Source organism: Polynucleobacter sp. 86C-FISCH (genome assembly GCF_018882415.1).
GTDB lineage: Bacteria > Pseudomonadota > Gammaproteobacteria > Burkholderiales > Burkholderiaceae > Polynucleobacter.
Window position 1 is genome coordinate 808997 of record NZ_JACVOL010000001.1, and the last position, 26812, is coordinate 835808.

Annotated in this window: 31 protein-coding genes; 10 read left to right on the top strand and 21 right to left on the bottom strand. The window is 45.8% G+C overall.

Translation table 11 applies throughout. The annotated features are described in order from the left end of the window. Position 1: 1 nt before the first annotated feature. The 7 genes from ICN10_RS03935 to ICN10_RS03965 all read right to left on the bottom strand — a co-directional run bounded on the left by ICN10_RS03935 (position 2) and on the right by ICN10_RS03965 (position 5798). Positions 2-271 (bottom strand): HPr family phosphocarrier protein, encoded by a 270-nt coding sequence (locus ICN10_RS03935; protein WP_216212880.1) that lies wholly within the window; start codon positions 269-271, stop codon positions 2-4. 17 nt (positions 272-288) lie between these two features. Further along, positions 289-711, bottom strand: coding sequence for a PTS sugar transporter subunit IIA (locus ICN10_RS03940; RefSeq protein WP_216212883.1), 423 nt, complete (start codon positions 709-711; stop codon positions 289-291). A gap of 2 nt (positions 712-713) precedes the next feature. Then, positions 714-1655: a glutathione synthase gene (gene gshB, locus ICN10_RS03945; RefSeq protein ID WP_216212886.1), complete on the bottom strand. Its 942-nt coding sequence runs from the start codon at positions 1653-1655 to the stop codon at positions 714-716. A gap of 28 nt (positions 1656-1683) precedes the next feature. Then, positions 1684-2982, bottom strand: coding sequence for a glutamate--cysteine ligase (gene gshA, locus ICN10_RS03950; RefSeq protein WP_216185360.1), 1299 nt, complete (start codon positions 2980-2982; stop codon positions 1684-1686). 103 nt (positions 2983-3085) lie between these two features. Continuing rightward, positions 3086-4570: an ammonium transporter gene (locus tag ICN10_RS03955; protein ID WP_216212889.1), complete on the bottom strand. Its 1485-nt coding sequence runs from the start codon at positions 4568-4570 to the stop codon at positions 3086-3088. 13 nt (positions 4571-4583) lie between these two features. After that, positions 4584-4922, bottom strand: a complete 339-nt coding sequence (locus ICN10_RS03960; RefSeq protein ID WP_011903792.1) for a P-II family nitrogen regulator — start codon at positions 4920-4922, stop codon at positions 4584-4586. 24 nt (positions 4923-4946) lie between these two features. Next, a complete protein-coding gene (locus ICN10_RS03965; RefSeq protein ID WP_216212892.1) occupies positions 4947-5798 on the bottom strand; it encodes a TorF family putative porin in 852 nt (283 codons plus the stop codon). A 260-nt stretch (positions 5799-6058) separates the two neighbouring features. Here ICN10_RS03965 and ICN10_RS03970 point away from each other — a divergent pair, with 260 nt between their 5' ends. Further along, a complete protein-coding gene (locus ICN10_RS03970) occupies positions 6059-6313 on the top strand; it encodes an accessory factor UbiK family protein (RefSeq protein ID WP_216212895.1) in 255 nt (84 codons plus the stop codon). 41 nt (positions 6314-6354) lie between these two features. On the opposite strand, the gene ICN10_RS03975 is transcribed toward ICN10_RS03970, so the two are convergent. Genes ICN10_RS03975 through ICN10_RS04005 form a run of 7 tightly spaced genes read right to left on the bottom strand, consistent with a single transcriptional unit; the run spans position 6355 to position 11049 of the window. After that, positions 6355-6951 carry a hypothetical protein gene (locus ICN10_RS03975; protein WP_216212899.1) on the bottom strand — a complete coding sequence of 199 codons (597 nt, stop codon included), beginning with the start codon at positions 6949-6951 and terminating at the stop codon, positions 6355-6357. Beyond that, positions 6932-7942: a lipoyl synthase gene (gene lipA / locus ICN10_RS03980; protein WP_216212902.1), complete on the bottom strand. Its 1011-nt coding sequence runs from the start codon at positions 7940-7942 to the stop codon at positions 6932-6934. Before lipA ends, ICN10_RS03975 begins: the two co-directional genes overlap by 20 nt. Continuing rightward, on the bottom strand, positions 7939-8583 hold the full coding sequence (gene lipB / locus ICN10_RS03985) for a lipoyl(octanoyl) transferase LipB (RefSeq protein ID WP_216212904.1): 645 nt from the start codon (positions 8581-8583) through the stop codon (positions 7939-7941). The genes lipA and lipB overlap by 4 nt, the downstream gene beginning before the upstream one ends. Before the next feature lie 7 nt (positions 8584-8590). Further along, complete coding sequence (locus tag ICN10_RS03990; protein ID WP_216212907.1) at positions 8591-8857, bottom strand: DUF493 family protein; 267 nt, start codon at positions 8855-8857, stop codon at positions 8591-8593. A 33-nt stretch (positions 8858-8890) separates the two neighbouring features. Beyond that, entirely contained in the window at positions 8891-9604 is a 714-nt protein-coding gene (locus tag ICN10_RS03995; protein WP_216212910.1) for an alpha/beta hydrolase, read from the bottom strand. Positions 9605-9629: 25 nt separating this feature from the next. Beyond that, complete coding sequence (locus tag ICN10_RS04000) at positions 9630-9938, bottom strand: ferredoxin (RefSeq protein WP_216212912.1); 309 nt, start codon at positions 9936-9938, stop codon at positions 9630-9632. Positions 9939-9954: 16 nt separating this feature from the next. After that, entirely contained in the window at positions 9955-11049 is a 1095-nt protein-coding gene (locus ICN10_RS04005; protein ID WP_216212915.1) for a VanZ family protein, read from the bottom strand. 37 nt (positions 11050-11086) lie between these two features. On the opposite strand from ICN10_RS04005, the gene ICN10_RS04010 reads away from it, so the two are divergent. After that, positions 11087-11872 (top strand): biotin--[acetyl-CoA-carboxylase] ligase, encoded by a 786-nt coding sequence (locus ICN10_RS04010; protein ID WP_216212918.1) that lies wholly within the window; start codon positions 11087-11089, stop codon positions 11870-11872. Next, positions 11869-12678 carry a type III pantothenate kinase gene (locus tag ICN10_RS04015; protein WP_216212921.1) on the top strand — a complete coding sequence of 270 codons (810 nt, stop codon included), beginning with the start codon at positions 11869-11871 and terminating at the stop codon, positions 12676-12678. Before ICN10_RS04010 ends, ICN10_RS04015 begins: the two co-directional genes overlap by 4 nt. Here ICN10_RS04015 and rfaE2 read toward each other — a convergent pair. After that, the gene (rfaE2, locus tag ICN10_RS04020; protein ID WP_216212924.1) at positions 12675-13163 is read right to left on the bottom strand and encodes a D-glycero-beta-D-manno-heptose 1-phosphate adenylyltransferase; all 489 of its coding nucleotides are present in this window, start codon (positions 13161-13163) and stop codon (positions 12675-12677) included. The two genes, ICN10_RS04015 and rfaE2, sit on opposite strands and share 4 nt — an antisense overlap. A gap of 107 nt (positions 13164-13270) precedes the next feature. On the opposite strand from rfaE2, the gene ICN10_RS04025 reads away from it, so the two are divergent. The 5 genes from ICN10_RS04025 (at position 13271) to ICN10_RS04045 (ending at position 18048) form a co-directional block, all read left to right on the top strand. After that, positions 13271-13825, top strand: a complete 555-nt coding sequence (locus ICN10_RS04025; RefSeq protein ID WP_255536868.1) for a glutathione peroxidase — start codon at positions 13271-13273, stop codon at positions 13823-13825. Further along, positions 13822-15198, top strand: coding sequence for an FAD-dependent oxidoreductase (locus ICN10_RS04030; RefSeq protein WP_216212930.1), 1377 nt, complete (start codon positions 13822-13824; stop codon positions 15196-15198). Before ICN10_RS04025 ends, ICN10_RS04030 begins: the two co-directional genes overlap by 4 nt. Beyond that, on the top strand, positions 15198-15983 hold the full coding sequence (locus ICN10_RS04035; protein WP_216212933.1) for a DUF1365 domain-containing protein: 786 nt from the start codon (positions 15198-15200) through the stop codon (positions 15981-15983). The genes ICN10_RS04030 and ICN10_RS04035 overlap by 1 nt, the downstream gene beginning before the upstream one ends. A 107-nt stretch (positions 15984-16090) precedes the next feature. Further along, positions 16091-17275: a cyclopropane-fatty-acyl-phospholipid synthase family protein gene (locus ICN10_RS04040; protein WP_255536800.1), complete on the top strand. Its 1185-nt coding sequence runs from the start codon at positions 16091-16093 to the stop codon at positions 17273-17275. Beyond that, positions 17272-18048, top strand: a complete 777-nt coding sequence (locus ICN10_RS04045) for an SDR family oxidoreductase (RefSeq protein WP_216212938.1) — start codon at positions 17272-17274, stop codon at positions 18046-18048. The genes ICN10_RS04040 and ICN10_RS04045 overlap by 4 nt, the downstream gene beginning before the upstream one ends. A 28-nt stretch (positions 18049-18076) precedes the next feature. Here ICN10_RS04045 and ICN10_RS04050 read toward each other — a convergent pair whose 3' ends face one another. Genes ICN10_RS04050 through argS form a run of 3 tightly spaced genes read right to left on the bottom strand, consistent with a single transcriptional unit; the run spans position 18077 to position 21101 of the window. Then, entirely contained in the window at positions 18077-18724 is a 648-nt protein-coding gene (locus ICN10_RS04050) for a thiol:disulfide interchange protein DsbA/DsbL (RefSeq protein WP_216212941.1), read from the bottom strand. Beyond that, on the bottom strand, positions 18721-19338 hold the full coding sequence (locus ICN10_RS04055) for an SPOR domain-containing protein (RefSeq protein WP_216212944.1): 618 nt from the start codon (positions 19336-19338) through the stop codon (positions 18721-18723). Before ICN10_RS04055 ends, ICN10_RS04050 begins: the two co-directional genes overlap by 4 nt. A gap of 35 nt (positions 19339-19373) precedes the next feature. Next, the gene (gene argS / locus ICN10_RS04060; protein ID WP_216212947.1) at positions 19374-21101 is read right to left on the bottom strand and encodes an arginine--tRNA ligase; all 1728 of its coding nucleotides are present in this window, start codon (positions 21099-21101) and stop codon (positions 19374-19376) included. A 35-nt stretch (positions 21102-21136) separates the two neighbouring features. Here argS and ICN10_RS04065 point away from each other — a divergent pair, with 35 nt between their 5' ends. Then, a complete protein-coding gene (locus ICN10_RS04065; protein WP_216212950.1) occupies positions 21137-21454 on the top strand; it encodes a DUF1840 domain-containing protein in 318 nt (105 codons plus the stop codon). Here the strand turns inward: ICN10_RS04065 and metH are convergent. Both metH and ICN10_RS04075 read right to left on the bottom strand, forming a co-directional pair. Then, a complete protein-coding gene (gene metH / locus ICN10_RS04070; protein WP_216212953.1) occupies positions 21451-24201 on the bottom strand; it encodes a methionine synthase in 2751 nt (916 codons plus the stop codon). The two genes, ICN10_RS04065 and metH, sit on opposite strands and share 4 nt — an antisense overlap. After that, entirely contained in the window at positions 24198-25262 is a 1065-nt protein-coding gene (locus ICN10_RS04075) for a homocysteine S-methyltransferase family protein (RefSeq protein ID WP_216212958.1), read from the bottom strand. The genes metH and ICN10_RS04075 overlap by 4 nt, the downstream gene beginning before the upstream one ends. A 75-nt stretch (positions 25263-25337) precedes the next feature. Here ICN10_RS04075 and ICN10_RS04080 point away from each other — a divergent pair, with 75 nt between their 5' ends. Further along, complete coding sequence (locus ICN10_RS04080) at positions 25338-25787, top strand: PhaM family polyhydroxyalkanoate granule multifunctional regulatory protein (RefSeq protein ID WP_216212962.1); 450 nt, start codon at positions 25338-25340, stop codon at positions 25785-25787. Here ICN10_RS04080 and ICN10_RS04085 read toward each other — a convergent pair. After that, on the bottom strand, positions 25699-26784 hold the full coding sequence (locus ICN10_RS04085) for an MBL fold metallo-hydrolase (RefSeq protein ID WP_216212965.1): 1086 nt from the start codon (positions 26782-26784) through the stop codon (positions 25699-25701). The genes ICN10_RS04080 and ICN10_RS04085 overlap by 89 nt on opposite strands. Positions 26785-26812: the final 28 nt, after the last annotated feature.

Genomic DNA, 26812 nt, shown 5'->3' on the forward strand with positions numbered 1-26812 from the left:
ATTACTCACCTTCGCCAAAGCGATCATTAATCAAAGCTGTCAGAGCCTGCATGGCTTCATCTTCTTTCTCGCCTACAGTCTCAAGAGTGATGGTGCTACCAATTCCAGCTGCCAACATCATGACACCCATAATGCTCTTGGCATTAATTTGACGCCCGTTACGTGACAAGAGTATTTCACAGGGAAACTGTGCGGCTAATTGAGAAAGCTTTGCAGAAGCGCGTGCGTGCAAACCCAACTTATTAATGATTTCAATTTCTGCGGTAGGCATTGTGAGATGAGCCCTCTTTACTCTTGATTTACTTTTGAACCGAGGCGCAAAATTCCATGCTGCCCACCAGCAAGCGCTTTTTGCGCGAGCTCTTCTAAACCCTCACCACGGTGAGAGATGCAACGCATCAACATAGGGAGATTAAGTCCGGCCAACACAACCACGGGCGCATTTAATCCCGATAAGGGGCCCAGCGCCTCAAGCTTAGATGCGACATTCGCAGGAGTGGCGCCCATGACATCAGTCAAGATAAGGACGCCGTTACCGGTATTTACGCCATAAGCCGCTTTCAGCACGCGATCGAAGCTCACCTTGGTATCTTCATAGGGAGGAATATCAACCGCCCGCACGCGTTCTGGCACTACGCCAAAAGCATGCTCTGCAAAGCCCAACATTGCGCTCGCAACAGGTGTATGAGCAACGATGACAATTCCAGCCATATTTATGCCAATGCTTTCTCTAGTGTTGCCAACCAAAATTGCGGGACATTAAAATCACTTTGGTCGGTAATTTCAACAAAACAAGTGGGGCTAGTCACATTAATTTCAGTGAGATAGCCTCCAATTAAATCCAGTCCAACTAAGAATAATCCACGCCGATTGAGTATTGGGGCCAATTTTTCGGCAACCCTTTTTTCACCCTCAGTTAAAGGCATGGCAACCCCTTTACCACCAGCCGCTAAATTGCCGCGAATTTCATTGCCCTGTGGAATACGTGCCAATGCAAACGGCACTACCTTGCCACCAATTAATAGCACTCGCTTATCGCCCTGGGCAATCTCTGGAAGAAAGCGCTGAACCATGAGCGTCCTAGCACCATTTTCCCCAAGCGTTTCGACAATGCTAGCGAGATTAAGACCGTCGGCACCAACCCTAAATACGCCCATGCCCCCCATACCATCCAAGGGCTTAATCACAATATCTCGGTGAGTTTGGTGAAAGCGCTCTACAGCATCCAATTCACGCGTTACCAAGGTAGGCGGAATAAGCTCAGGAAATTCAGTAATAGACAGTTTTTCAGAGTGATCACGCACCGCGCTCGGCTCATTAAATACTTTTGCGCCTTGACGAACTGCAGCCGATAACAACCAAGTTGTATTGAGATACTCAATATCAAATGGTGGATCTGTGCGCATGAGAACAGCAGAAAAAGATTTAAGTGATCGCGACTCTATATCACCCAACTCATACCAATTCGTAGAGCTTGGTTTAATTGCTAAGGCATGGCAATCAGCAACAACAAAATCATCTCGCCATAAAACATTTCTACTTTGACAAAACCATAAACGATGTCCAGCTTCTTGCGCAACGCGCATCATTGCCAGCGTGGAATCTTTGTGAATCTTGAAAGACTCAAGAGGGTCTGCAATAAAAAGAAAGTCCATTTTTTCTATTGAGAGATTAGCGTTTCATTTATGCAGCTTCGGCGTTGGGATCGGTGCGCTCTAGCTCCAATGATGCAGCAAGAAGGGCTAAACGGGCAACCACGCCATATAAATAGAAGCGATTAGGTGCCGCACTACCTGGCTTAGCGCCTAAATCAGGCATAGAGTTTTGCTCAAATGCCAGCGGCACAAAGTGCATGCCAGGTGCATTGAGATTTTCATCTGGACCACGATCAGTATGAACGCGATAGAAGCCGCCAATGACGTAGCGGTCAATCATGTACACCACTGGCTCAGCAACTGCCTCGTTAACCTTTTCGAAGGTATAGACACCCTCCTGAATCAGCACGTCACTGACCTCAAGACCCTCTTTAACCACACTCATCTTATTGCGATCTTTGCGGTTCAAACCCTTTAGCTGTGCGGGATCGTTTACCACCATGATGCCCATGCCATAGGTTCCTGCATCCGCTTTCACAACGACATATGGCTTCTCTTTAATACCGTATTCACGATATTTTTTGGCAGTCTTCTTCAGCACTTGTTCAACTGCAGTCTGCAGCTCATCTTCACCCTTACGCTCATGAAAATTAATATTTGAGCAACTTGAAAAATAGGGGTTAATCATCCAAGGATCGATATCAACCACTTTGGCAAATTTCTTTGCGACCTCTTCATAAGCGGCAAAGTGATTCGATTTCCGACGAACGTGCCAGCCAGCATGCAGGCCTGGCAATAGATATTGTTCGTAAATATTTTCCAGAATCGGAGGAATGCCTGCAGATAAATCGTTATTCAACAAGATCGAGCAGGGATCAAAATCTTTTAAACCTAAACGTTGCTTCTTTAGCCCAAGCCGGGAAAGAGGCTCCATCAACAGGCGATTGCCATCAGGCAATTCAATCCAAGTTGGCTTCTTAATTTCTTCGGAGAAAGTTCCGAGGCGAACATTCAAACCTGCTTGACGCAAAATCGAAGACAAGCGGGCAATATTTTGTAAATAAAAAGTATTTCGAGTGTGACGCTCCGGAATTAACAATAAGTTTTTTGCTTCCGGACAAATCTTCTCAATAGCAGCCATTGCAGCTTGCACAGCTAAAGGCAACATCTGCGGAGATAGATTATTAAACCCACCAGGAAATAGATTGGTATCTACTGGCGCCAACTTAAACCCAGAATTGCGCAGATCAACTGAACAATAAAAAGGCGGTGTGTGCTCTTGCCATTCCAACCTGAACCAACGCTCAATGGTTGGGGTCGCTTCTAGAACCTTTGACTCTAATTCGAGCAAAGGGCCGCTGAGTGCAGTAATGAGATGTGGAACCATTCCACCATTGTAAGATTATTAAAAGAAAGACGCGGGATCCGAGGATCCCGCGCTTAAAACTAGGCAGCTAACCACAGCCGCCCAGTGAGGGGTAAATTACAGATTAAGACTCGTAGGCAGACTCACCATGTGAGCTGATATCGAGGCCTTCGCGCTCTTGATCTTCCTTGACACGCAAACCAATCACGATATCGACCAATTTGAAGGCAATGAAAGAAACCACGCCAGACCAAATTAAAGTCACAATCACGCCTTGGCTTTGGATCCAAAGCTGACTAACGATAGAGTAATCAGGGGCAACAGCATTTGCTACATAGTCCCAGATACCTGTTCCGCCGAGTGCTGGATCAGCAAATACGCCTGTCAACAATGCACCTAAGATACCGCCAACGCCATGCACGCCGAATACGTCCAAGCTGTCGTCTGAACCCAAAATCTTCTTGAGACCAGAAACACCCCACAAGCAAACTACGCCAGCAGCAGCACCGATAGCGAGCGCACCCATTGGACCAACAAAGCCAGCGGCAGGAGTAACAGCAACCAAACCAGCTACGCATCCAGAAGCAGCACCCAACATGGATGGCTTGCCTTTTGTAATCCACTCAGCAAATGACCAGCCCAATACTGCAGCAGCCGTTGCCAATAATGTATTTACGAAAGCTAGTACTGCACTGCCGTTTGCTTCGAGGGCTGAACCAGCATTGAAACCAAACCAACCAAACCACAAGAGTGAAGCGCCAATCATGACGAACACCAAGTTGTGTGGCTTCATAGCTTCTTTGCCGTAACCCAAACGCTTACCAACTACGTATGAGCCAACCAAACCTGCGATCGCAGCATTGATATGAACAACGGTACCGCCAGCAAAGTCGAGAACACCCTTCTGCCACAACCAACCAGCACGTGCTGTAATTGCTTCAAGTGAAGCTGCATCTTTGATGTCATCAGGACCTGGCCAGAACCAAACCATGTGAGCGATTGGTAAGTAGCTGAAAGTAAACCAGAGAATCACAAACAAAATGATCGCGGAGAACTTTGCACGCTCTGCAAACGCACCAACGATCAAGCAGCAAGTAATCGTTGCAAACGCAGCTTGGAAAGCCATAAATACAAACTCAGGAATAACAACACCTTTACTAAAGGTAGCCGCTACTGAATCTGGGTTCATGCCTTGCAAGAACAAGCGATCCAATCCACCAATAAATGCCCCGCCTTCGCTAAATGCAAAGCTATAGCCATATAGTGACCACAAGACCGTTACCAATGAAAAGATAAACATGCACTGTACGAGTACAGAAAGAATGTTCTTACTTCTTGTTAAGCCACCGTAGAACAAAGCCAAACCAGGCAAAGTCATTAGGATTACTAATGCGGTACATACTAGCAACCAAGCTGTATCAGCCTTATTGCACTTTTCAGAGCAAAGAACTGGAGCAGGCTCTGCAGCAGCAGGAGTCGCAGCAGGCGCTGTTACAGCTGGCTTCTTAACTTCATCAGCATGCGCTGGTGAAGTAACCATTACACCAGTAGTACCAATGGCCAAGGCCATAGCACCACCAGCAACGAGTCGTTTCATCCAAGTTAACATTTTGAACCTCTCTTTAAAGTGCTGACGCGCCGGTTTCACCGGTACGAATACGAATGACGTGCTCAACTGGTGAGACAAAAATCTTGCCATCACCAATCTTGCCTGTACGTGCAGATTTTTCAATTGCTTCAATCGCACGCTCCAAGATGCCATCTTCAACAGCAGCTTCAATTTTTACTTTAGGCAAGAAGTCGACAACATACTCAGCACCGCGATACAACTCAGTGTGACCTTTTTGACGACCAAAGCCTTTGACTTCAGTGACGGTAATGCCCGAAACTCCCACTTCCGAGAGAGCTTCGCGCACTTCGTCAAGCTTGAATGGCTTGATGATTGCGGTAATTAATTTCATACGTTTCTCCGTTCAGAGTGGAAATTAGAAAGTTTTTGTGAGGGCTACTACAGCACCGCCACGACCGGCAGAACTTTGAAAGCCGGCATTAGGAGCTGTCCATGTATTCCACCAGTACGGATTTGCATTGGTGCTGACGTATGACGCAGAAGCAGATAATCCTGCGCCAAAATCTTTAGTAACACCCAATTTCCAATCGGTGTAGCTCAGAGTTCCTAAACCAGCAGTGCTAACACCATTAGATACGCCTGGCTGCCCAGCAACATGTTGGTAACCAATATGGCCATTCAAACTAAGACCCCAAATTCCTGTGTCCAAATTTGAAGTTAAATCTAAATAATATGACCCTGTACTGTTAGGAATACCAAAGATATTGGTGAGGCCATAGTTAACCTTACCAAAACCAGTTACCGGACCAAATGTGAAATTTTGAGCAACATAAAGTTCAGTTGTATTTGGGTTAAGCAAAAGATTGTTGTAGTTACCACCAGTTTGTGGATAGTAGTACTGCAACACACCAAAGTCGGAGGCAAAACCTTCAGCAATTAACTCTTTCTTGAAGCCGCCATAGAAATCCATTTCAATTGGTGCTTTGATACCGTTGTTAGTGGTATTGGAAACCCAGTTAATTGTGCTGTTCCAGTTACCAATATAGAGACCGCTCTCATGAGCGTAGTCAAAGCCACCTTGAATCGCTGGTTGGTAATTTGTTTGGGTGATACCACGATAGCGATAATCATTAGTAATCGTAACGTTTGCTGTAACTGGACTAGCTTCAGGAGCTTCAGCAGCCGCTGGGGCTGTTTGTGCAAATGCTGCGGTTGCAAATAAACCAGATGCTGCTAGAGCAATGGCTGTCTTTTGAATTGTTTTCATTTAAAACTCCTAAGTGGTCATGAAAAAAGGGATAAATGCTTATTGCATGGAGTGATCATGAAGGGATGGGCTTTTTTGACTTTGGCCCAATTCCCCTATTTAATGCTTATGCACTTTTTTGGTGCTTCAGACTGCACCCTATAGGTGAATTCGGGTCATTTTTCAGGTTTTAACCCCTTTTTAGGCATTTTTACCCATACAACTTAAAATACCAATGTGTATCTTTTCTGCAACTCTCAATAGAACTGCGAATCCCCATAATGCAAAAACCAGGCGAAATCCTCGAACAAATCCAACGTATCGCTAGCGATATGCAGAATAAAGTTGGCGATGCGATCCGCAATTCACCAGCTCAAGAGATTGAAAAGAATGTACGCGCCATGATGAATCAAGGATTTCAGAAAATGGACTTGGTCACGCGCGAAGAGTTTGAACTACAAAGCAAGGTACTTGCTAAGACACGTGAGAAATTAGAAGTACTAGAAGCTAAGGTAGCGGCACTAGAAAAACAGTAATAGTAAGTTGCTGCAGTAGATTCAATCTTAAAGTCTTCGGATTATTCTGGCACGAAGTCAGTAAAGAAATTTTCATACTCTTCTTTGGCAAAAAATGTTTTTGCATTTTCTGTCGCTGCACTCGTATGCAGCACTGAGATCTGATAAATCCAACTATCTCCATTTGGTGCAACTCGATTAATCCAACGAACACGCATGAGTTGCTGTGATTTTCCGTTGGATTTCAAATCAATAAAATAATCTTTGGTTGATAAACGCTGTTTATCAGCAGTTTTATAAAATGCATCTTCAACAGCGACATCTCCGCCGGATGCTTTTGCCCTATCAATTAAATTTGCCTGCAATTGCGAAAGAAGCTTACTTAGTGATGCACTTTGATTTGCTGGTAACTGAATAGTACTAACCGAATAAATATCATCATCAATTTTTACCGCTTCAAGAACCTGCAAAAACTCTTGATCAAGATAGGGAATGCGTCGGTCTAATTTATCCGGCTTACCAGGGAATAAAGCGGTATATCGCTCTTGTGGAGACTGGACTGTTCGCCAATCTAACTTTGGACTGCATGCAATAAGAAAAACTAAAGCCGCCAATAAAGTAGCGGCTTTTGTAATCCCTCTAAACAACCCCAGCTCCATGCGCCTGTTGATCTGCGTGATAGCTTGAGCGCACCATAGCGCCTACTGCCGCATGGGAGAAGCCCATTTCATAAGCCTTTTCCTCAAACATCTTAAAGACGTCGGGGTGAACATAACGCGTCACCGGCAAATGATGTCCGGAAGGAGCGAGGTACTGACCAATCGTGAGCATATCGATATTGTGCTCACGCATATCGCGCATGACCTCCAAAATCTCATCATCCGTTTCGCCTAGACCCACCATCAAACCACTCTTGGTTGGTACGTGCGGGAAACGCTCTTTGAAGTCTTTCAGAAGCTTTAAAGAGTGGAGGTAATCAGCACCAGGTCTAGCTTGCTTATACAAACGAGGTACTGTTTCTAGATTGTGATTCATCACGTCCGGTAAACCACTTGGAGCGTGCTCAGCAAAAATATCTAAGGCCTTATCAAGGCGACCGCGAAAATCTGGCACCAATACTTCAATGCGGGTATTGGGCGAAAGAGCACGCGATTGAGAAATGCAATCCACATAATGCATTGCACCACCATCACGAAGATCATCACGATCAACGCTAGTGATAACGACGTAGTTCAACTTTAGCGCGGCAACAGTGCGGGCCAAATTAGCAGGCTCTTTCACATCGAGAGGATCCGGCCTTCCATGACCTACGTCGCAAAATGGACAACGACGCGTGCACTTATCACCCATGATCATGAAAGTTGCTGTGCCTTTACCAAAGCATTCACCTATATTTGGGCAGCTCGCTTCTTCACAAACGGTGACCAACTCGTTCTCGCGCAAAATCTTTTTAATTTCAGAAAAGCGTGAATTATTAGACGCGGCCTTAACCCTGATCCAATCTGGCTTTTTGAGCACCTGTTCTAGCGGAACAATCTTGATTGGAATACGCGCAGTCTTCTCGCTTGATTTTTGCTTACGTGATGCGTCGTAATTGAGATCTTGGCGACCCTCAATTGGAGTGTTGGTGTCAGGCTTATTCGTTGTCATGATGGCATGAGTTGCTTTTGTAAATGCTGCAAAAGCCTTTGGCTAATAGTGTCTATATTGTCCTTGATCCCAAGGGTTTGCATATCAACCGTCTTTAAACCCTCATAACCACAAGGGTGGATACGCTTGAAAGCTTCCAAATCGGTTGCCACATTCAAGGCAAGACCATGATAGGAGCAGCTTTTGGAGACCTTGAGACCCAATGCAGCGATCTTGGCGCCAATCCACTCCGGGGGCACTCCTGGCTGCTCAGAGACGTAAATTCCTGGGGCACCTGGATGTCTTTCAGCCTGAATGCCGAAATCGGCCAGGGTATCAATCACCGCTTGTTCTATTCGAGAGACCAGCTCCTTGACGAAAATTCCAAGGCGCCTGAGATCCAGCAGAAGATAAACAACAATTTGGCCTGGCCCGTGATAAGTAATCTCGCCACCGCGATCAACCTGCACCAGAGGAATTTGATTACTCGGCGAATGCAAATTCCCCGCATCACCAGCTAAGCCTAAAGTAAACACGGGGGAATGCTCTAAGACCCAAATCTCATCCGGCGTGTCGCCAGTACGCGCCTTTGTAAATGCTTGCATTGCCTCATACGTCGATGCGTAATCCGCCAATCCAAGTTGTTTTACCAAAGCCGTCATCAATAAATTAGAGAACGACGCTAACTAATGGATGGGTAGATAAAGTTCTATAGAGCTCATCCAACTGCTCACGACTAGTCGCAGTAATTGGCAAAGTAATTCCCAAGTAATTTCCATCTTTAGATGGACGTTGCTCTACCTTGCTTTCATCAAACGTAGGATCAAATTGCTTGGCAATATGAATGATCGCAGGGAGATATTCAGGGTTTGCTTTACCCATCACCTTGATTGGAAACATTGAGGGGTACTCAATTAAAGACTTTTCTTCAGCCATGCTTTGACTCTCTATATCTAATTTGATTTGTAATTATTTGCGGTGATCTGGCATGCCCAGCCAAGCACCTGTAATGATGTTGCGAATGCAATGTAAGCGACGGTGGAAAAAATGATCAGCGCCAGGAACTACCTGCACTGTTAATTCTTGTGGGCGCGCCCAATCCAAGACGTCAATCAGTGGGATCGTTTCATCTAGTTCGCCGTGAATCAATATCGTATCCGCAGGAACTTGAGACAGCGTCCACTTGCCAGCAGCGCTACCTACCATCACAAGCCGTTCAGCCGGGCGCCCCAGCTCTGAAAGCCTTTGTACTAAATGACTGCCAACAAAACTTCCAAAAGAAAAACCAGAAACAACCAATGGCAAAGTATTCGCGCTCGCTGCCCAAGCTTGATTTGCAGTCGCCTCAAATTCGCCCCAGCTTGATGGAGTACGCATCCAGTCAGTCACGTGTAGTAAATCTTCTAGCTCGCCAACGCCATCGTCATGCACACCTTGAGTTCCGCCCACACCACGAAAGTTTGGACGCACGCTAACATAACCCAATTGGTTAAATGCACGCGCCATGGTTTGTGCAACCTTGTTATCCATCGTTCCACCCATTAGAGGGTGTGGATGAGCAACGATCGCTAGGCCACGGACTGCAAAGTTAGGATCATTTTTTAATTCATCAGGAAGATCAATCGACATCTCCATTGATCCAACAATACCTTCAATATGAATTACTTTTGTACGGCTATTCATAAAACACTTTCAATCATTTAAATCACTAAGCCAACTGCAAGCGCTCAACCGGGCGACCTGCAATTAAATGTGATTGGATAATTTCTTCAACATCATCTACGTCAACCATGGTGTACCAAACACCCTGTGGATAAACGACCATGACAGGACCATCAGCACAGCGATCTAAGCACCCAGCCTTGTTAACGCGAATCTTTCCTGGGCCTGCAAGTCCAAGCTCTTTAACTCTTTTTTTAGCGTAATCAAATAGCGCAAAAGCATTGTGCTGATCACAGCAGTCTTCGCCATTACTGCGTTGATTTAAGCAAAAAAATAGGTGGTGTGAAAAACTCATAGAAAAATTATATTCATCAATGTTTCGATTTAAATTCCCTAGCACTGCGAAGCATCCAAATTAGCGCTAGAGGTAACCATACTACTGAAACCCACTGCATGAGCTCATTAAAGTGCAATAAGCGCCCCTGATACCAATGTCTTAGCGTCAGAATGAAGTAGGGATTGTCAGGCAATATGTTGACCGCTAATGTAGTGCCCACTAAACAGGTCAAAGCTAGCCAAAATTTAAGCTCTGGCTCCAACTTTAGTGCCCACCTTAATAAGATACTACCCAGCACCATTCCCCATAGGGCCCCTGCAGTTAACCAATTCAAACTAAATTCAGCGCCAAACTGAAGTGCTGTAAACAAAATCTTGATGAGCACCGTCAAACCCAATAGCCCATTGAGGATGCGCCACTGAGGCGCCTTAGCCCGCAACCCGAGCGACAGCAACAAAGCAACGCCGAGCCAACATAGCGAAGTAATCACCGCCTCCTGAGCTACATGATTAATCACCCAAGTACCCCAATCTACTGAGCCAAATATGGCATGCCCCCAAACGCCTGTTCCGAGCCAAGAGCTTTGAGGATAAATTTGCGACCATGGAAACAATAAAAATAATGCGCACGCTGCCCAATTCAAGCCAAACCATTGGTCAAAACGACGGCGAATAGCGCTACCAGAGAGCCACTGCGGACCTAATGGAATGGCCAATAAGCCACCCAATAAACCCCCCAAGACATTCGCCCACCAATCCATCTGACTGGGGATGCGTGTAGGCAACCAAGATTGCAGGGTCTCTACACCTAGGGCAAGCGCAGCACTCAAGCCAAGAGCGATAGCCAGGGCTACAAAGTTACGCCAACGTGGGTAGGCAGCAAACATCACCAAAAACCCAAAGGGGATATAAGCAAGGATATTGACTGCCACATCAAACAAAGTAATAAAACGAGGCAAAGGGGCATCCAACCATGCCCAGGCAGATATACCGTTGCGGAAATCAAAATCAAAGGGATTAAGACTCACATAGACAATCAGGAGCGCGTAACTTAGGCTCATAGCCCTAGCTAATGGCATAGCCTGTAAAGGCCATACCAACTTCCGCGGTCGTTGATCTTTTTGATCCATCCCACAATTCTAGGTCAGACCTTTCTACAATGGCGGAATGACTGCAAATTGCATACTTGAGCGCGTTATCGAGACCAGATCGACCAATGATGATCTTTTGGAGCGTTGGCGCGCCGGAGAGTTAATCGATCCAGTGGCGCGCATTGCCCACAAACAAACAGCAGGCAAAGGAAGGGCCGGTCGATCATGGCTAGCCAATCCTGAAGACTCCCTTTGCTTTTCTTTAGCGTTTCCTTTTAAAAGAACCCCTGCAGAGCTGAGCGGTTTGAGTTTGCTAGTTGGCCTAGCTGTCATCTCCGGGATTGCACAAGCATGCGACCTCAGCGAATCAAAACTTCACGAATTAGGTCTTCGCCTAAAGTGGCCAAATGATTTATTGCTCAATAACGCCAAACTCGCTGGCGTTCTGATTGAAGGTGGCCAAGCAAAAGCTGGTGATTCAACCTGGATGATTATTGGGGTTGGTATCAACTTACGTAATGCAGAAAAAATTGAGGCTAGTCTAGATGGTGGATTCAGAGCGAGCTCTCTTAGCCAGATTACAGACTCGCTACCGGATATCGAATACCTTTGGTTGAAATTAATAGCCTCGCTTGAGCAACATCTCATTGAATTCGATCTATATGGATTTAAACCATACATGGAGTCATGGATGAAGTGGGATGCATATCGAGATCAAGCTGTTTGCATTTCAGGCGCTGGTAAAGATGCTATATACGGCATCACAAAAGGTATTGATGAATCCGGAGCATTACTATTGCAACAAGAAAACAAAACGATCGCCATTCATGCGGGTGATGTCTCATTACGGATTCAATCATGAGCCTTTATTTATTCTTTGATGTTGGCAATACACGCCTCAAATGGGCGGCTGTGGAATCCAATCAAAATCCAAACGCTCAACAAAAGAAGTTGTGGGCTTACTCGGGCTCTATTAGTAGTAAGTCTTTGCAATCAGCAGAGCATCGAAATGAATTAGCCGACTATATTGCGAAGACGCTTCCAAAGCCGGATGCTATTGGCTTTAGCTGTGTAGCAGGGGAAGAGGCTATCAGCAATCTCAAGTCATTATTTCCGCAATGGAGTGATTTGAATTGGCAGCAATTAAAAGGTGACGGCACATTCTCGGGGATGCGTAGCCTTTATCAAGATACTAGTAAGCTCGGTGCCGATCGCTGGGCAGCCCTCATTGGCGCCCGTGCCTTATCCACTAATAACACCCTGGTTGTGAATGCCGGTACCGCGACTACGATTGACTTGCTTGGATCTAATGGCGTGCATTACGGCGGGTGGATTTTGCCTGGCCTTGGGCTAATGCAAGAAAGCCTGCAAAGCAAAACCGCACAACTTCCTTTAGCAATTCGTGAAGAATCTCAGCAAGAATTTGGAACTACAACTAATGAAGCCATTATTGGTGGATGTGATGCAGCTCAGATTGGCGCCATTCACTACGCGTTGTTACAGGCAAAAAAATTAAATCATCCAGTTGAAAGAATTTGGCTTGATGGTGGCAATGCAAAAGTTCTTCTTGCTCAAATAAAAAAATCTGACTTGCAGAGTTGGCCGATTGAACAAACTGAGGGCTTAGTACTTCGCGGCGTTTGGGCGTGGCTACTGCAAAATATTTAAGAGCGAATCTTACCCAATAGACTTGTGGTGGAGCGCTCATACAAAAACGGTATGGCAACCGCCTTACCGCCCCAGCTTTTTACTAGATGAGTCTCTGCTAAGGTATCGATTTCATAATCTCCGCCCTTGACATAAATATCAGGACGAATTTTTTCAATTAAGTTGACTGGAGTTTGTTCGGTAAACAACACAGCCATATCCACACTTTCCAGCGCTGCCAACAAAGCCTGACGATCGGCCTCTGTATTAATAGGCCTGTCATCTCCTTTGCCCAGCATCTTGACCGAAGCATCTGAATTTACGCCCACTACCAAACTAGCACCCAAAGCACGTGCCTGAGCTAAATAACTGGCATGTCCGCGATGCAAAATATCAAAGACTCCATTAGTAAATACTAGTGGCCTTGGTAGACTTGCTAAGCGAACCGCAAGCTCATCCGGTGGACAAACTTTGGCTTCGAAAGAGGGTGGCAGTAACTGGCTCATAACTCAATATTAATGGCAATTTTGTAATGCCAGCGATATTAGCCAGAATGTCTTAGACTTGGCCTCTACCTAGTGAAATTTAAAGGCGCAATATGCACCGCAATCTAATGAATTGGCTCTTTGGCTTATGCGCCCTCCTATCCGGCCTGCAAATTGCCAATGCCGCAAGCAGCTGCAGCCCACTCCTCTCTCATACCTTCCCCCGTTTACAGGATGAGGCACCACAAAACCTTTGCCAATACCAAGGCAAAGTCATTCTGGTAGTAAATACAGCCAGCTTCTGCGGGTTTACAAGTCAATACGAGGGTCTTGAGAAGATTTACGCCAAATATAAAGACCAAGGTTTTGTAGTGCTTGGCTTTCCTTCTAATGATTTTGGACAACAAGAGCCGGGTAGCAATAAAGACATTGCCGATTTTTGTAAAAACACCTATGACGTGAAGTTCCCAATGTTTTCTAAAAGCGCAGTCTCAGGCAGCAACCCAAATCCTTTATTTAAGATGTTGATTGCCAAAACTGGTACAACACCTAAATGGAACTTTTATAAGTACTTGATAGATCGCAATGGTAATGTGATTGACTCTTACGGCAGCATGACCAAGCCAACTAGCAGTAGTATCACCAATCAAATTGAAAAGCTTTTAGGAGAAAAGGCCCAGTGAGTCAAAAACGAATTGCCATCATTGGCGCAGGTATCTCTGGACTGGGTTGTGCATACGCTTTAAGACAACATCCTGAATTTGAAATTACCCTATATGAATCGGGTGATCATATTGGCGGTCATAGCAATACAGTAGATTTCACTTACAACATCAATGGGGACAAAGTAACCCACGGTGTGGATACTGGCTTTCTAGTTTTCAATCGCAAAACATATCCCCGCCTAGTTCGACTATTCGAGGAAATTAAAGCCCCTGTAGCCCCTTCAGAGATGTCTTTTTCTGTTTCAATTGATGCCTCTTTAAAGTCAGGCTCAAATAAAAAGATTGAGTGGGCAGGCAACGACATCAATTCTTTTTTTGGTCAGCGCTCCAACCTTCTGTCCCCCTCTTTTTGGCACATGGCTTATGACATCTTGCGCTTTAACCGTTTAGCAACTCAGCTAGCCCAAGAGCAAATTGATGCCGGCCACCAGTACAAAGAACCAGATGAAAAAATTGCAGATTTTTTAAAACGTCACCGTTTCAGTCAAAGCTTTAAAGAAAATTATTTCCTGCCGATGATTGGCGCAATCTGGTCATGCTCAGTCGAGCAGATGCTTGAATTCCCCATTCAAACCATGGTGCGTTTTTGTCATAACCATGGTCTTTTGCAAATTCAAAATCGCCCACAATGGCTAACCATCAAGGGCGGTTCGCGCGAGTACGTAAAACGAATTGTTGCTGCGATAGAAAAACATGGCGCAATCATCAAGCGCGAATGTGTTCTGCGAGTTAATGCAGGTCATGATAGTGGTCAAGTGGAAGTTATCACTCAGGCCGGCTCAGCCTACTTTGATGAAGTCATCATGGCTTGTCACAGCGATCAAACGCTAGACCTAGTTCATGGCATTGATCAGCAAGCCAGAAATATTTTGGCAGCTATTCCCTATCAAAAAAATCGCGCCATCTTACATACAGACACCCACTTCTTGCCAGAGGCAAAACGTTGTTGGGCTGCCTGGAACTACACCGCTAAATCTGGTGATCAGCCAAATGCAAGGCAACACGTCAGCGTAAATTATTTAATTAATCGCTTGCAACCGCTTCCAGACCAACTCAAAGATGTACAAATTATTGTCAGCCTAAATCCTTCCGAAGAGCCGGATCCGAAACTAGTGCATCAAGAGATTCACTATTCGCATCCTGTCTTTGATATGAGTGCAATCCAAGCTCAGAAGGAGCTCCCTTTGATTCAAGGCTCATCATCCATTTGGTATTGCGGTGCTTGGACGGGCTTTGGTTTTCATGAGGATGGCTTGCGCTCCGGTGAACTAGTTGCAGAGGCTCTCATTGAAAGTGTTCGTCAGCCTATTAAGGTCAAACAAGATAGTTAATGTCGAAAGCAAAGATCAACTTTGGGGTAGTTAAGCACCAGCGCATGCGGCCAGCTAGAAATGCGTTTGGCTATGGAGTGTTCACTGTATCTATTCCAATGCGCGCTCGTAAGGCCAATCCAAATTTACTCGAAGATGGCGGCCTTAGCGATAACCGCTGGGGGTTATGTGCATTTTTTGATAAAGACCATGGCCTAGGAGAGGCGGATAGCCTTGCCTGGATCGAAAAAATTCTTGCTGATAACCAAGTCCCACATATAAACGGTGAAATCTGGTTGCAAACCTTTCCAAGGGTCTTGGGGTATGTCTTCAATCCAGTGAGTTTCTGGATCTGCACTCGAGCCGATGGCAAAGTACAAGCGGTACTTGCAGAAGTAAATAATACTTTTGGCGAACGTCATTGCTACTTACTGCACAAAGATTCAGGCGAGGAGTTGCACTCAGGCGAAACGCTTACTAGCAAGAAAGTATTTCATGTTTCTCCATTTTGCGAGGTAAGGGGTGAATACCATTTCCGCTTCTTGTTTCCTCAGGATAGCAGTAGCAGGAAAAACAGTGTTTATCGCATTGAACTCCATGAGGACGGCCTACCCCTCATCAATACCAGCATTAGCGGCACTAGCCGCCCACTTAGTCGAGCTAATATCATTGCGGCAATGCTCCGTTACCCTTTGATGAGTTTAGGTGTCATTTTCCGCATTCATTGGCAAGCATTGAAATTATGGATAAAAGGTGTACCCTTTCATTCAAAGCCCAAACCACCAGAACTTGAAGTTAGCAGATGAATCGCCCAGGACAATCCCTTCTCTCGAGACTCAATTTTTCTCGCCCCCAAGAGCGAGCTTGCTCTTCACATAAGCATCAAATTAGCGCGAAGGCACTTTTAACGCTCTTGACCCAACTTAGTAGCGGCTACTTGAAGTTGATCCTACCGGATGGGGACAAAAAAGAATTTGGCAATCGCAACGATCAACTGCATGCTGAAATTCATATTCAGGAATGGTCGGTATTTAAAGAAATCATGTCCCATGGAGACATTGGTTTTGCAGAGAGCTATATTCAGGGCAAATGGAATACTCCTGATCTCAAGGCATTACTTGAGCTAGCCATTCGCAATCGAACAATATTAGAAAAAGCTATCTATGGCAATTGGTATGGATCTATTTTCTACCGCCTTAAGCATTGGTTAAGGGATAACAGCAAAACAGGTAGTCGTAAAAACATTCATGCTCACTATGATCTAGGTAATGCCTTCTATACCCTATGGCTCGACCCAACAATGAGCTACTCCAGCGCCTGGTTCTCCGAGGGAGACAAGCAAGGATTGGCCGATGCTCAACGCGCAAAAATTAGACGCATTCTGGAATCCCTTCAAACTAAACCCGGAGATCATGTCTTAGAGATTGGTTGTGGCTGGGGTGGGGTGATGGAAGAATCACTGCGCACTAACAGGGCAATTACTGGCCTCACCTTATCTACAGAACAAAAAGCTTTTGCTGAAAATCGTCTTCTAGCAGTACAAAATGAAATGGCAAGCGCACCTTCATTTGAGGTGCGACTACAAGACTATCGGGATTGCCAAGAAAAATTTGATGGTATTGCTTCAGTAGAAATGTTTGAAGCAGTCGGTGAAAAGCATTGGCCAGAATACTTTGAAACTATTGCCCAATGCTTAAAGGCTGGTGGCAAAGCTTGTATTCAAACTATCGTTATTGCTGAAGATCTTTTTGAGCGGTATCGACGCAATACTGATTTCATTCAGCAATATGTCTTTCCAGGTGGAATGTTGCCATCTCGGGAAAGCTTTAAGGCGAGCGCTGCAAAGGCCGGCTTACGAATCGAGCAAGAATTTGCTTTTGGCTCTGACTATGCAAAAACACTTTGCTTATGGAGAGACAGTTTTAATCACAAACTTCAGGAAGTGCGCCAACTGGGATTTGACGAAGCCTTTATTCGTCTCTGGAACTTCTACTTAATGTACTGTGCAGCTGGCTTTACAGAGCGCAACATTGATGTAGTGCAATTTACCCTTAGCCACCAACCATCAACAGCATCCACCGATGCGCTAAACGCATGAAACAATCCGGCATAGATCATTTCTCAGGAAAAAGGGTCTGGGTCATTGGCGCATCCAGCGGTATCGGCGAAGCCTGTGCGAAGGCTTTGCTACTTCAAGGTGCCAAGGTTGCACTCTCCAGCCGCAGAGTAGAGCGCTTAAATCAAATTGCTCTCAATGGGGATGCAAATCAAACGCTCGTTATTCAACTAGATGTTACGAATGATGAACAGCTACAGGAAGGATATAAAGCTATCCTCAATGCCTGGGGTGGCGTTGATCTTCTACTTTTCGTATCTGGCATGTATGTACCCCTTCGTGCAGATAACTTTGATATCCAGATTGCTGAGAAGACAATTGATGCCAACCTTTTAGGACCAATGAGGGCCGTTGCATTGGTCGCCCCCGACATGCTAAAAGCCCACTCAGGGCACATTGCCATCGTTGGCAGCGTGGCAGGATACAGCGGCCTGCCAAAAGCATTAGCCTATGGTCCTAGTAAAGCTGCGATCATCAATTTTTGCGAGAATTTATATTACGACTTACTGCCTACGGGTGTCAGCGTACATATGATTTCACCAGGCTTCGTTGCTACAGAAGCAACAGCACAAAATGACTTTGAAATGCCAGCTTTAATTAGCGCCGAAGAGGCAGCAAAAGAAATTTTGGATGGCATTCATAAAGGGGAATTTGACATTCACTTCCCAAAACGATTCTCAAGATTTTTAAAGTTTCTCAGAATCTTGCCGTATCCAATCTACTTTTGGATTGTGCGTCGCTTCGTAAAAATCTAAGCAACGCCAGAGCATTACTTTCTCAAAGTTATTGCTTGTACTTATTCTTACGAATTTTTTCTTCCAAGTAATCCATAACCAAGATTGCCTTAGCTTTAGTGCCGGCAATGGATGGTGATGTCACATACTTGCCCTGCATCACAATAGTAGGTACGCCATCAATTCGATAGGCTTCTGCCATTTGCTTTGCAGCACGCGCTTTAGAAATCACCGCAAATGAACGGTAAGTAGCTAAGAACGTATTACGGTCTATTCCCTGGGATGCAACCCAATCAGCAATCTCTGGCTCAGTTAAAAGACGCTTATTTTCTTTATGCATTGCGTACATGACTTTTTCATTGAGAGCATCACCTTTGCCCATCGCCTCAAGGGCATAAAACAATTGGCTGTGCGGCATGAAGTCATCACGGAAAGCTACGGGAACTCTTTTGAAAACAACATCCTTAGGCTGACGCTTTACCCAGCTGCTTAGCTCAGGCTCAAAGTCGTAACAATGTGGACAACCATACCAAAAGAATTCGATGACCTCCACCTTCCCTTTGGTCTCTACCGGCTGAGCAATAGGCAATATGCGGTAATCAAAACCTTCTTCAATTTTTTGTCCTTGAGCAGCAGCAAGGCCACTCAAAGAAAGAAGTGCAAATACTGTAATGAATCTTTTGCTAAATGAAATCATGATTTACTGGATTTGATTAAGGTTGGTTTAATGCCCATGCCATTCAATTTATCGCGAACAGGATTACTGTCTTCAACGCTGTTATATGGACCTACACGAACACGCCAGAGAGTATTACCATCAGCCGTTACCTCACTTAACTGCGCCTGAATTCCCTGAATAGCTAAATTGGCTTTTTGCGCATCTGCATCTGCGCGCTTATTAAATGCGCCTACTTGCAAGAAATAAATCGAGTCTGATTTTGCTGCCGGAGCTACGTCGGCAGGCTTGTCAGCAGATTTCTTGCCGTTCACCAAATCGCCAATCGGATCGGCTGATGTGGGCGCAGGCGATTTACCTTGAAGCGGCTTATTTAGATCTACAGGCTCAGCAGGAGTAGCTGTCTCGCCTTCAGCAGGCGCAGGAGAAGGCTTGATAGTTAATGGAAGGCTGGGGGCACGCATGCCCGGTCTTTCTTGAGGGGTATTTTTAGAAAGATAAAAGGCAATGACAAACGCAATTCCAAGGCCGGCGCCCAAACCCAAAATAAAGCCAAGGATGGTGCCGCCATATTGGGTGTTTTTGCTATCAATGCGCTTTATGAAGCCAGTTTTCTGATTCGGTGTTTTCATCATTTCCCCATCTTACATCCACACCCCGTACCTCGCCATTACATCTTTGCTGGCGCGGATACTCCGAGTACTTTTAAGCCATTTTGTAACACCTGACGTGTTGCAGACAACAGCGCAAGACGTGCTAACTTTAAATTCTGATCATCCACCAATACGCGATCGGCATTGTAGAAAGTATGGAAATCGCCTGCCAAATCACGTAGATAAAAAGCCAATGCATGAGGAGCTAATTCTTCCGCAGCAGTTGTCAGCACTTCTGGATACTCCGCCAAGCGACGCAGTAAATGATCCGATGCCTTGCTTTGCAATAGCGATAGATCTGCTCCAGCTAAATCCGCTGTTTGTCCGCCCCATTGCTGCAAGATTGAACTGATGCGCGCATGTGCATACTGAACATAGAACACTGGATTCTCATCATTTTGCTGCAAGGCTAAATCAATATCAAAAACAAATTCGGTATCCGCTTTACGCGAGATCAAGAAAAATCGCACAGCATCACGACCACGCTGCAATGCCAATTCTCTTTCTTCAGGCGCCATCTCTGGATTGACGCCACCAGACCACTCAACCAAATCTCTAACTGTTACGTAAGAGCCAGCACGCTTAGAAATTTTGACTTCTTCGCCATGACGCATCACAGTCACCATCTTATGCAAGACATAATCTGGGTAGGTTTTAGGGATATCCCAACCGCGCTTCTGCGCTACACCCTGCAAGCCTGAACGTACACGAGCAATCGTTCCATGATGATCGCTACCCTGCACATTAATCACCTTCTGAAAACCACGATTCCACTTGCTGGTGTGGTACGCGACATCTGGCACAAAATAGGTAAAGCTACCGTCTGACTTACGCATCACACGATCTTTATCATCACCATCATCTGTAGTCTTTAACCACAGCGCGCCTTCAGCCTCATAGGTCTTACCTATGTTTTGTAGATCGCCAACGATTTGAGCAACACTTCCATCGGTGTACAAAGAAGATTCGAGGTAGTAACAATCAAATTTAACGCCGAAGGTTTTTAAATCAATGTCTTGTTCATTGCGAAGATATGCAACTGCAAACTGACGGATCGCTTCAATATCATCTTTATATTCTGGTGAAGCTTTAAAAGCAGTTGCAATCTCTGCAATATATTCGCCGTTATAAGCTTGCTCGGGCCACTTTGCATCACCTGGCTTTAAACCTTGTAAACGAGCCTGAACTGATAGCGCTAAATTCGCAATCTGCACACCGGCATCGTTGTAATAAAACTCCCGGTGAACTTTAATGCCCTGGGTTGCCAATAAATTCGCTAAGGCGTCACCAAGGGCTGCTTGACGTCCGTGGCCAACATGCAAGGGACCAGTTGGATTGGCAGAGACAAACTCAATCATGGCGCTTGGAGCAGACCCACCTTCTAAGGGGGACTCACCAAAATGGGTACCGGAGGAGAGTATCTCCTGCACTACGGCAGTTTTAGCGGCATTGCTCAGACGGAAATTAATAAAACCCGGGCCAGCGATTTCGCAAGATGCAATCAGCTCATTAAAGCCATTCTGTTGCTGTAAACGCTCAACCAAGGCTTGAGCGAGTTCACGCGGATTGAGCTTCCAAGCCTTCGAGAGCTGGAGGGCGATATTGCATGCGACATCACCATGATCAACGGCCTTAGGGCGCTCTAAACGGGGTGTAGGAGGCGCCTCTAGGCCGCGTTCCTGAGCCAAGCCTGCCAGTGCAGTACTCAGCATTTCAATTAAGCGATTTTTATTAGTAGACAACATAGATAAGTGAGTTTATCAGGTGGTAAGCTATCGAAATGATCTATCAATTTCGCTCAAAAGCTGGTCCAGACGTCATCATGCTGGCGGATCTGACCAAACGAATTTTTGATATTTTGGGGCGCCCCCTGGATCCTCGCGGGATCCTGACGGTTGAGCAGCTCCCTGATCTGATCACCGCGCTAGAAACCGCCATTCTTAAAGATCTTGAGGAACGAGCAAAAGTGAATGAAGACTCTGAAAATGGTGCCGAGAAGCCTAAGCTGGCTGATCGCCTTGGGCAACGAGCCTATCCATTTCTAGAACTGATGAAGCAAGCAAGGTCCAAAGACGAACCCGTCATGTGGGGCGTTTAGTCCAACAAGCTTGCTAGCTGGCGGCGGGTATCTTCAACACTCTGGCCACGACGTTTTGCCAAATCCTCAACCTGATCATCAGAAAGTTTGCCCACATTAAAGTAGCGCGCATCTGGGTGAGCTAGATAAAAACCACTCACACTAGAAGCAGGATTCATCGCCATAGACTCAGTCAGGGTCATGCCAATATCTTCTGAACCAATAACTCGCAATAAATCTTCTTTGACCTCATGGGCAGGACAGGCTGGGTAACCAGGTGCCGGACGAATACCGCGGTACTCTTCATTAATCATTTGATCGTTAGTCAAAATCTCATCGGTTGCATAACCCCAAAGATCAGTGCGTACACGATGGTGCATTAACTCAGCAAATGCTTCTGCGAGACGATCTGCCAAGGCCTTCAACATAATGGCGCTGTAGTCATCATGCTTTGCTTGAAACTCGGCTACTTTCTTTTCAACACCATGACCAGTTGTGACTGCAAAACAACCGAGGTAATCCGCAACACCAGAATCTTTTGGTGCAACGTAATCAGCCAAACAACGATTCGGTCTACGCACGCCATCTACAACCGGACGTTCAGATTGTTGACGTAAGTTATGCCAAACAAACAATGGGTGCTCGCGTGCTTCATCGCTATAGAGAACAATGTCATCACCAACCGTATTGGCAGGATAGAAGGCAACTACAGCATCAGCTTGTAGCCACTGACCTTTAATGAGTTTATCGAGCAAAGCCTGGGCATCAGCAAACACCTTGCGAGCCTCAACTCCTACAACTTCGTCATCGAGAATGGCGGGGAACTTACCTGCTAAGTCCCAAGTCTGAAAGAACGGTGTCCAGTCAATGTATTTTGCAATGTCGCTTAGTGCAAAGTTTTTAAATACACGGCGGCCGATAAATTTAGGCTTCTCTGGAGTGTATGAAGCCCAATCAATCATCTCGCGATTCTTGCGAGCTGCCTCTAGAGAAATTGTTGGCGCAGCTTTCTTATTGGCATGTTGCTCACGAATACGCACATAGTCATCACGCAAATCTTGGATGAATTTCTTGGCGCTTTCATCGGACAACAAGCTAGAAGCCACAGATACCGAGCGGGATGCATCAGGCACATAGACCACTGGACCATCGTAATGCGGAGCAATCTTCACCGCAGTATGTACGCGAGAAGTCGTAGCGCCACCAATCATGAGTGGAATTTGACGCTCACGGAAATAATCATCACGCTGCATCTCTTGTGCAACATAAGTCATCTCTTCGAGCGATGGGGTAATCAAGCCAGATAAACCAACGATATCGGCATTCTCTTCCTTGGCGCGCTTCAGAATTTCAGCGCAAGGAACCATCACGCCCATATTGGCAACTTCAAAGTTATTACATTGCAGGACAACGGTCACAATATTTTTACCAATATCGTGTACGTCACCCTTCACAGTCGCCATCACAATCTTGCCTTTAGCTTTGGCTTCGCCACCAGCCGCAATATGTTGACGCTTCTCTTCTTCGATATACGGAATCAAAATAGCAACGGCTTGCTTCATCACGCGGGCACTCTTCACTACTTGTGGCAAGAACATCTTGCCGGCACCAAATAGGTCACCGACGACATTCATACCATCCATGAGTGGGCCTTCAATCACTTCAATAGGCCTACCACCAGCGCCCATAATTTCTGCGCGCAGTTCTTCTGTATCTTCTTCAATAAATGTCGTAATGCCATGCACTAAGGCGTGCGTTAAGCGCTCACGAACTGGGGCTTCGCGCCACACCAAGTTTTCAACTTGCTTTGCGCCACCACCTTTAAATTGATCGGCAATATCAAGTAATCGCTCTGTTGGAGTTTTGCCATCTTTCTCTTTAAAGCGATTGAGAACAACATCTTCTACGCGCTCACGCAACTCAGGATCCAGGTCGGCGTATACGCCCAGTTGACCAGCATTCACAATGCCCATATCCATACCCGCCTGAATGGCGTGGTACAGGAACACCGTATGAATTGCCTCACGCACACGGTCATTACCGCGGAAGGAGAAGCTCACATTAGAAACGCCACCGCTTACCTTGGCACCAGGCAGATTTTCTTTAATCCAACGGGTAGCGTTAATAAAGTCAACGGCATAGTTGTCATGCTCTTCAATACCAGTAGCAATTGCAAAAATATTTGGATCAAAAATAATGTCTTCAGCTGGAAAGCCGATTTCATTTACTAAGATCTCATAGCAACGCTGACAAATTTCAGTCTTGCGCTTAAATGTATCGGCTTGACCTACCTCATCAAAAGCCATCACCACTGAAGCGGCGCCATAACGACGAATTAAGCGCGCTTGTTTTCTAAATGGCTCCTCGCCCTCTTTCAAGGAAATCGAATTCACAATTGGCTTGCCTTGAATGCACTTCAAACCGGCTTCAATCACACTCCACTTAGAGGAGTCGATCATGATTGGTACGCGGGCAATATCAGGCTCAGATGCGATGAGGTTTAAGAAGCGAGTCATTGCCGCTTCAGAATCCAGCATCGCCTCATCCATATTGATGTCAATAACTTGGGCGCCATTCTCAACCTGCTGACGGGCTACTACGAGCGCTTCATCAAATTGGTTATTCAAAATCATCCGAGAAAATGCTTTTGAACCAGTGACATTGGTACGCTCACCAATGTTCACAAAACCAACATCGGCTGTAACGTTAAATGGCTCAAGACCAGAAAGCTTCATTGCTGGCATTACTTTTTTCTCAATTTTGCTCATGCTGCCGTCTCCGTATTCTCTTTATAGAAAGCACGGGGCTTACGTTTCGCAACTGCATTAGCAATGGCACGAATGTGATCAGGTGTAGTGCCGCAACAACCCCCAACCAAATTGACTAAACCATCTTTTGCAAAACCATCAACCAAGCTAGATGTAATTTCAGGCGTCTCATCAAAGCCAGTGTCGCTCATTGGGTTAGGCAAGCCAGCATTGGGGTAGCAAGACACCGCAGCATCACATATACGAGCTAACTCTGCAATGTAAGGACGCATCAAGGCGGCACCTAGCGCACAGTTCAAACCAAACGTCAGTGGCTTAATGTGACGCAAGCTGTTCCAAAATGCTTCAACGGTTTGCCCTGACAAAATACGTCCAGACGCATCAGTCACCGTACCCGAAATCATCACTGGCAAACGCTCGCCAGTCTCTTCAAAAAATTCATCAAGCGCAAAGAGTGCAGCCTTAGCGTTGAGCGTATCGAAAATAGTTTCGACTAAAAATAAATCCACGCCACCAGCAAATAAACCTTCAATCTGTTCACGGTAGGAGGCGCGCAAAGCATCAAAAGTCACATTGCGTGCGCCTGGATCATTCACGTCAGGTGAAATACTTGCAGTCTTTGGTGTTGGCCCAATCGCGCCCGCAGCAAATCGTGGCTTATCGGGGGTGCTGTATTTTTCACAAGCAGCGCGCGCCAATCTGGCAGAGACTTCATTCATCTCACGTGCCAGGCCAGCCATTTTGTAGTCCTCTTGCGCAACTGAAGTTGCACCAAAAGTGTTGGTCTCAATAATGTCTGCGCCCGCATCTAAATACTGCTCATGAATCTTGCTGATAATTTCTGGCTGAGTCAGTACGAGCAACTCGTTATTACCTTTAATGTCGCCAGGATGATCGGCGAAACGGGTATTACCTGGCAAGCCACGGTAATCAGCCTCAGTTAACTTGTATTGCTGAATCATGGTGCCCATAGCACCATCCAAAATGAGGATGCGCTGCTTTAAAAGCTCAGGAAGCTTTTGACCGCGGGTATAAGGCTGGGACAAACCATTAGATTGCATTGTTAAACCGGGATTAATCTCTAGAATCCCTTATTCTATTGGAAAAGCCACTTTTCATTTACCCCGGAGCCCACTATGTTTGGAACCATTCCAGAATTTAATCAAAGCCTAGATATGTTTAAAACCATGTGGGGACAAGGTGCGGCAGCTCAGGCCGGGCAATTCCCCTTCACAGCAGATGCGTCTAAGGCCGCTGGCGGCTTTGGAGCCGCTTTCCCTGGCCTAGATGTGGATGAGCTAGAAAAGCGTATTAAGGACCTTAAAAGTGTTGAAAACTGGCTCAATTTGAACCTCAATATCCTCAAGTCGACCATCCAAGGCTTAGAAGTTCAGCACGCCACCATGATGGCGCTCAAATCCTTTGGTGATGCCGTATCTGCTGCAGGAGCTGCTGCAACAGCCCCTAAAGAAGAGTCAGAGACAAAAACGACTAGCGCTAAACCACGGAAAACCGCAACACGCCGTCGTCGCAAAGCTGGCGACGCAACTTACCTCGACGAAGTAGGTAATTCAGATGAGCAATAGCCTCACCCATCGCAAAAGTAAGCTGATGAATATCTAATTCACGCTTAAACAAGACCGGCACAATCTCTCGAGCATGTGACGGTTTTTTACATGCGCTTAAGGCATCAGCTAAGCGATCATCATGATGAGCTTTTAGTTGCGCAATACGCGGTCTGATTCCTGTAAATGGCTTTCCATGAGAAGGCAACACCAAAGTATCTTCTGGCAAGGCTAAGTATTTTTCAATAGAGTCTAAATACAGCCCCAGAGGATCGGCATCTGGATCGGCGTCATAAACACTGACGTTGGTGGAGATGCGAGGTAACAGCATATCTCCAGAGATGAGCACACCAAGCTCTTTGCAAAACAGAGAAGCATGTTCAGGTGCGTGCCCATAACCCATCATGACTTGCCAAGAATGTTCGCCAATTAAAATACTCTCACCATCAATAATCCGACGATATTGACGTGGTACTCCAGGAACCATATTGCTGTAGTAATTAGAGCGCGCTCGAATTTTTTCTAAATCCTCTGGTGTCGTTAATCCATGTCTTTGGAAATGATCTGCAGAACCTCCGCTACCAGCACGCGCGCCCACTGCAGCGCCACCCTCTTTGCAACTTAACCATTGAGCAGTTAAGTAATCGGTCATGGAGATCCACAAAGGCACATTCCATTTTTCACATAGCCATTGCGATAAGCCCACATGATCGGGATGCATATGAGTCACGATGACACGCAAGACTGGCAAGCCTTCAAGCTGGGTAGCAAAGACCTTCTCCCATGAGGCTTTTGTCTCATCATTGGCAATACCGCAATCCACCATCGTCCAGCCTGAAACGCCGTCGATTTCATCGCGCAGTAGCCATAGATTGATATGGTCTAAGGCAAAAGGTAGGCGCATACGAATCCAACGAACACCTGGCGCGACCTCAATACTGCTACCCACTTCCGGAAGTGCATCTCCTAATGGATAATGGATCTCAGCTTCAGCACTTGCTTTGTTTTGAGTGTTCATGATTTAACGTAATTTCTTTTTTCTTTTA

What these genes read in the sequence shown, in the direction of transcription:
- ICN10_RS04025 (WP_255536868.1), top strand. Translation starts at nt 13,271, where the DNA reads ATGAATTGGCTCTTTGGCTTATGCGCCCTCCTATCCGGCCTGCAAATT.
- ICN10_RS04005 (WP_216212915.1), bottom strand. Translation starts at nt 11,049, where the DNA reads ATGGATCAAAAAGATCAACGACCGCGGAAGTTGGTATGGCCTTTACAG.
- ICN10_RS03955 (WP_216212889.1), bottom strand. Translation starts at nt 4,570, where the DNA reads ATGTTAACTTGGATGAAACGACTCGTTGCTGGTGGTGCTATGGCCTTG.
- ICN10_RS03975 (WP_216212899.1), bottom strand. Translation starts at nt 6,951, where the DNA reads ATGGAGCTGGGGTTGTTTAGAGGGATTACAAAAGCCGCTACTTTATTG.
- ICN10_RS04085 (WP_216212965.1), bottom strand. Translation starts at nt 26,784, where the DNA reads ATGAACACTCAAAACAAAGCAAGTGCTGAAGCTGAGATCCATTATCCA.
- ICN10_RS04045 (WP_216212938.1), top strand. Translation starts at nt 17,272, where the DNA reads ATGAAACAATCCGGCATAGATCATTTCTCAGGAAAAAGGGTCTGGGTC.
- ICN10_RS03940 (WP_216212883.1), bottom strand. Translation starts at nt 711, where the DNA reads ATGGCTGGAATTGTCATCGTTGCTCATACACCTGTTGCGAGCGCAATG.
- ICN10_RS03960 (WP_011903792.1), bottom strand. Translation starts at nt 4,922, where the DNA reads ATGAAATTAATTACCGCAATCATCAAGCCATTCAAGCTTGACGAAGTG.
- ICN10_RS03995 (WP_216212910.1), bottom strand. Translation starts at nt 9,604, where the DNA reads ATGAATAGCCGTACAAAAGTAATTCATATTGAAGGTATTGTTGGATCA.
- ICN10_RS04055 (WP_216212944.1), bottom strand. Translation starts at nt 19,338, where the DNA reads ATGATGAAAACACCGAATCAGAAAACTGGCTTCATAAAGCGCATTGAT.
- ICN10_RS04035 (WP_216212933.1), top strand. Translation starts at nt 15,198, where the DNA reads ATGTCGAAAGCAAAGATCAACTTTGGGGTAGTTAAGCACCAGCGCATG.
- ICN10_RS04000 (WP_216212912.1), bottom strand. Translation starts at nt 9,938, where the DNA reads ATGAGTTTTTCACACCACCTATTTTTTTGCTTAAATCAACGCAGTAAT.
- ICN10_RS04015 (WP_216212921.1), top strand. Translation starts at nt 11,869, where the DNA reads ATGAGCCTTTATTTATTCTTTGATGTTGGCAATACACGCCTCAAATGG.
- argS (WP_216212947.1), bottom strand. Translation starts at nt 21,101, where the DNA reads ATGTTGTCTACTAATAAAAATCGCTTAATTGAAATGCTGAGTACTGCA.
- ICN10_RS03965 (WP_216212892.1), bottom strand. Translation starts at nt 5,798, where the DNA reads ATGAAAACAATTCAAAAGACAGCCATTGCTCTAGCAGCATCTGGTTTA.
- lipB (WP_216212904.1), bottom strand. Translation starts at nt 8,583, where the DNA reads ATGACGGCTTTGGTAAAACAACTTGGATTGGCGGATTACGCATCGACG.
- gshB (WP_216212886.1), bottom strand. Translation starts at nt 1,655, where the DNA reads ATGGACTTTCTTTTTATTGCAGACCCTCTTGAGTCTTTCAAGATTCAC.
- ICN10_RS04010 (WP_216212918.1), top strand. Translation starts at nt 11,087, where the DNA reads ATGACTGCAAATTGCATACTTGAGCGCGTTATCGAGACCAGATCGACC.
- rfaE2 (WP_216212924.1), bottom strand. Translation starts at nt 13,163, where the DNA reads ATGAGCCAGTTACTGCCACCCTCTTTCGAAGCCAAAGTTTGTCCACCG.
- ICN10_RS03990 (WP_216212907.1), bottom strand. Translation starts at nt 8,857, where the DNA reads ATGGCTGAAGAAAAGTCTTTAATTGAGTACCCCTCAATGTTTCCAATC.
- ICN10_RS03935 (WP_216212880.1), bottom strand. Translation starts at nt 271, where the DNA reads ATGCCTACCGCAGAAATTGAAATCATTAATAAGTTGGGTTTGCACGCA.
- lipA (WP_216212902.1), bottom strand. Translation starts at nt 7,942, where the DNA reads ATGACAACGAATAAGCCTGACACCAACACTCCAATTGAGGGTCGCCAA.
- ICN10_RS03970 (WP_216212895.1), top strand. Translation starts at nt 6,059, where the DNA reads ATGCAAAAACCAGGCGAAATCCTCGAACAAATCCAACGTATCGCTAGC.
- ICN10_RS04065 (WP_216212950.1), top strand. Translation starts at nt 21,137, where the DNA reads ATGATCTATCAATTTCGCTCAAAAGCTGGTCCAGACGTCATCATGCTG.
- ICN10_RS04050 (WP_216212941.1), bottom strand. Translation starts at nt 18,724, where the DNA reads ATGATTTCATTTAGCAAAAGATTCATTACAGTATTTGCACTTCTTTCT.
- ICN10_RS04075 (WP_216212958.1), bottom strand. Translation starts at nt 25,262, where the DNA reads ATGCAATCTAATGGTTTGTCCCAGCCTTATACCCGCGGTCAAAAGCTT.
- gshA (WP_216185360.1), bottom strand. Translation starts at nt 2,982, where the DNA reads ATGGTTCCACATCTCATTACTGCACTCAGCGGCCCTTTGCTCGAATTA.
- ICN10_RS04080 (WP_216212962.1), top strand. Translation starts at nt 25,338, where the DNA reads ATGTTTGGAACCATTCCAGAATTTAATCAAAGCCTAGATATGTTTAAA.
- metH (WP_216212953.1), bottom strand. Translation starts at nt 24,201, where the DNA reads ATGAGCAAAATTGAGAAAAAAGTAATGCCAGCAATGAAGCTTTCTGGT.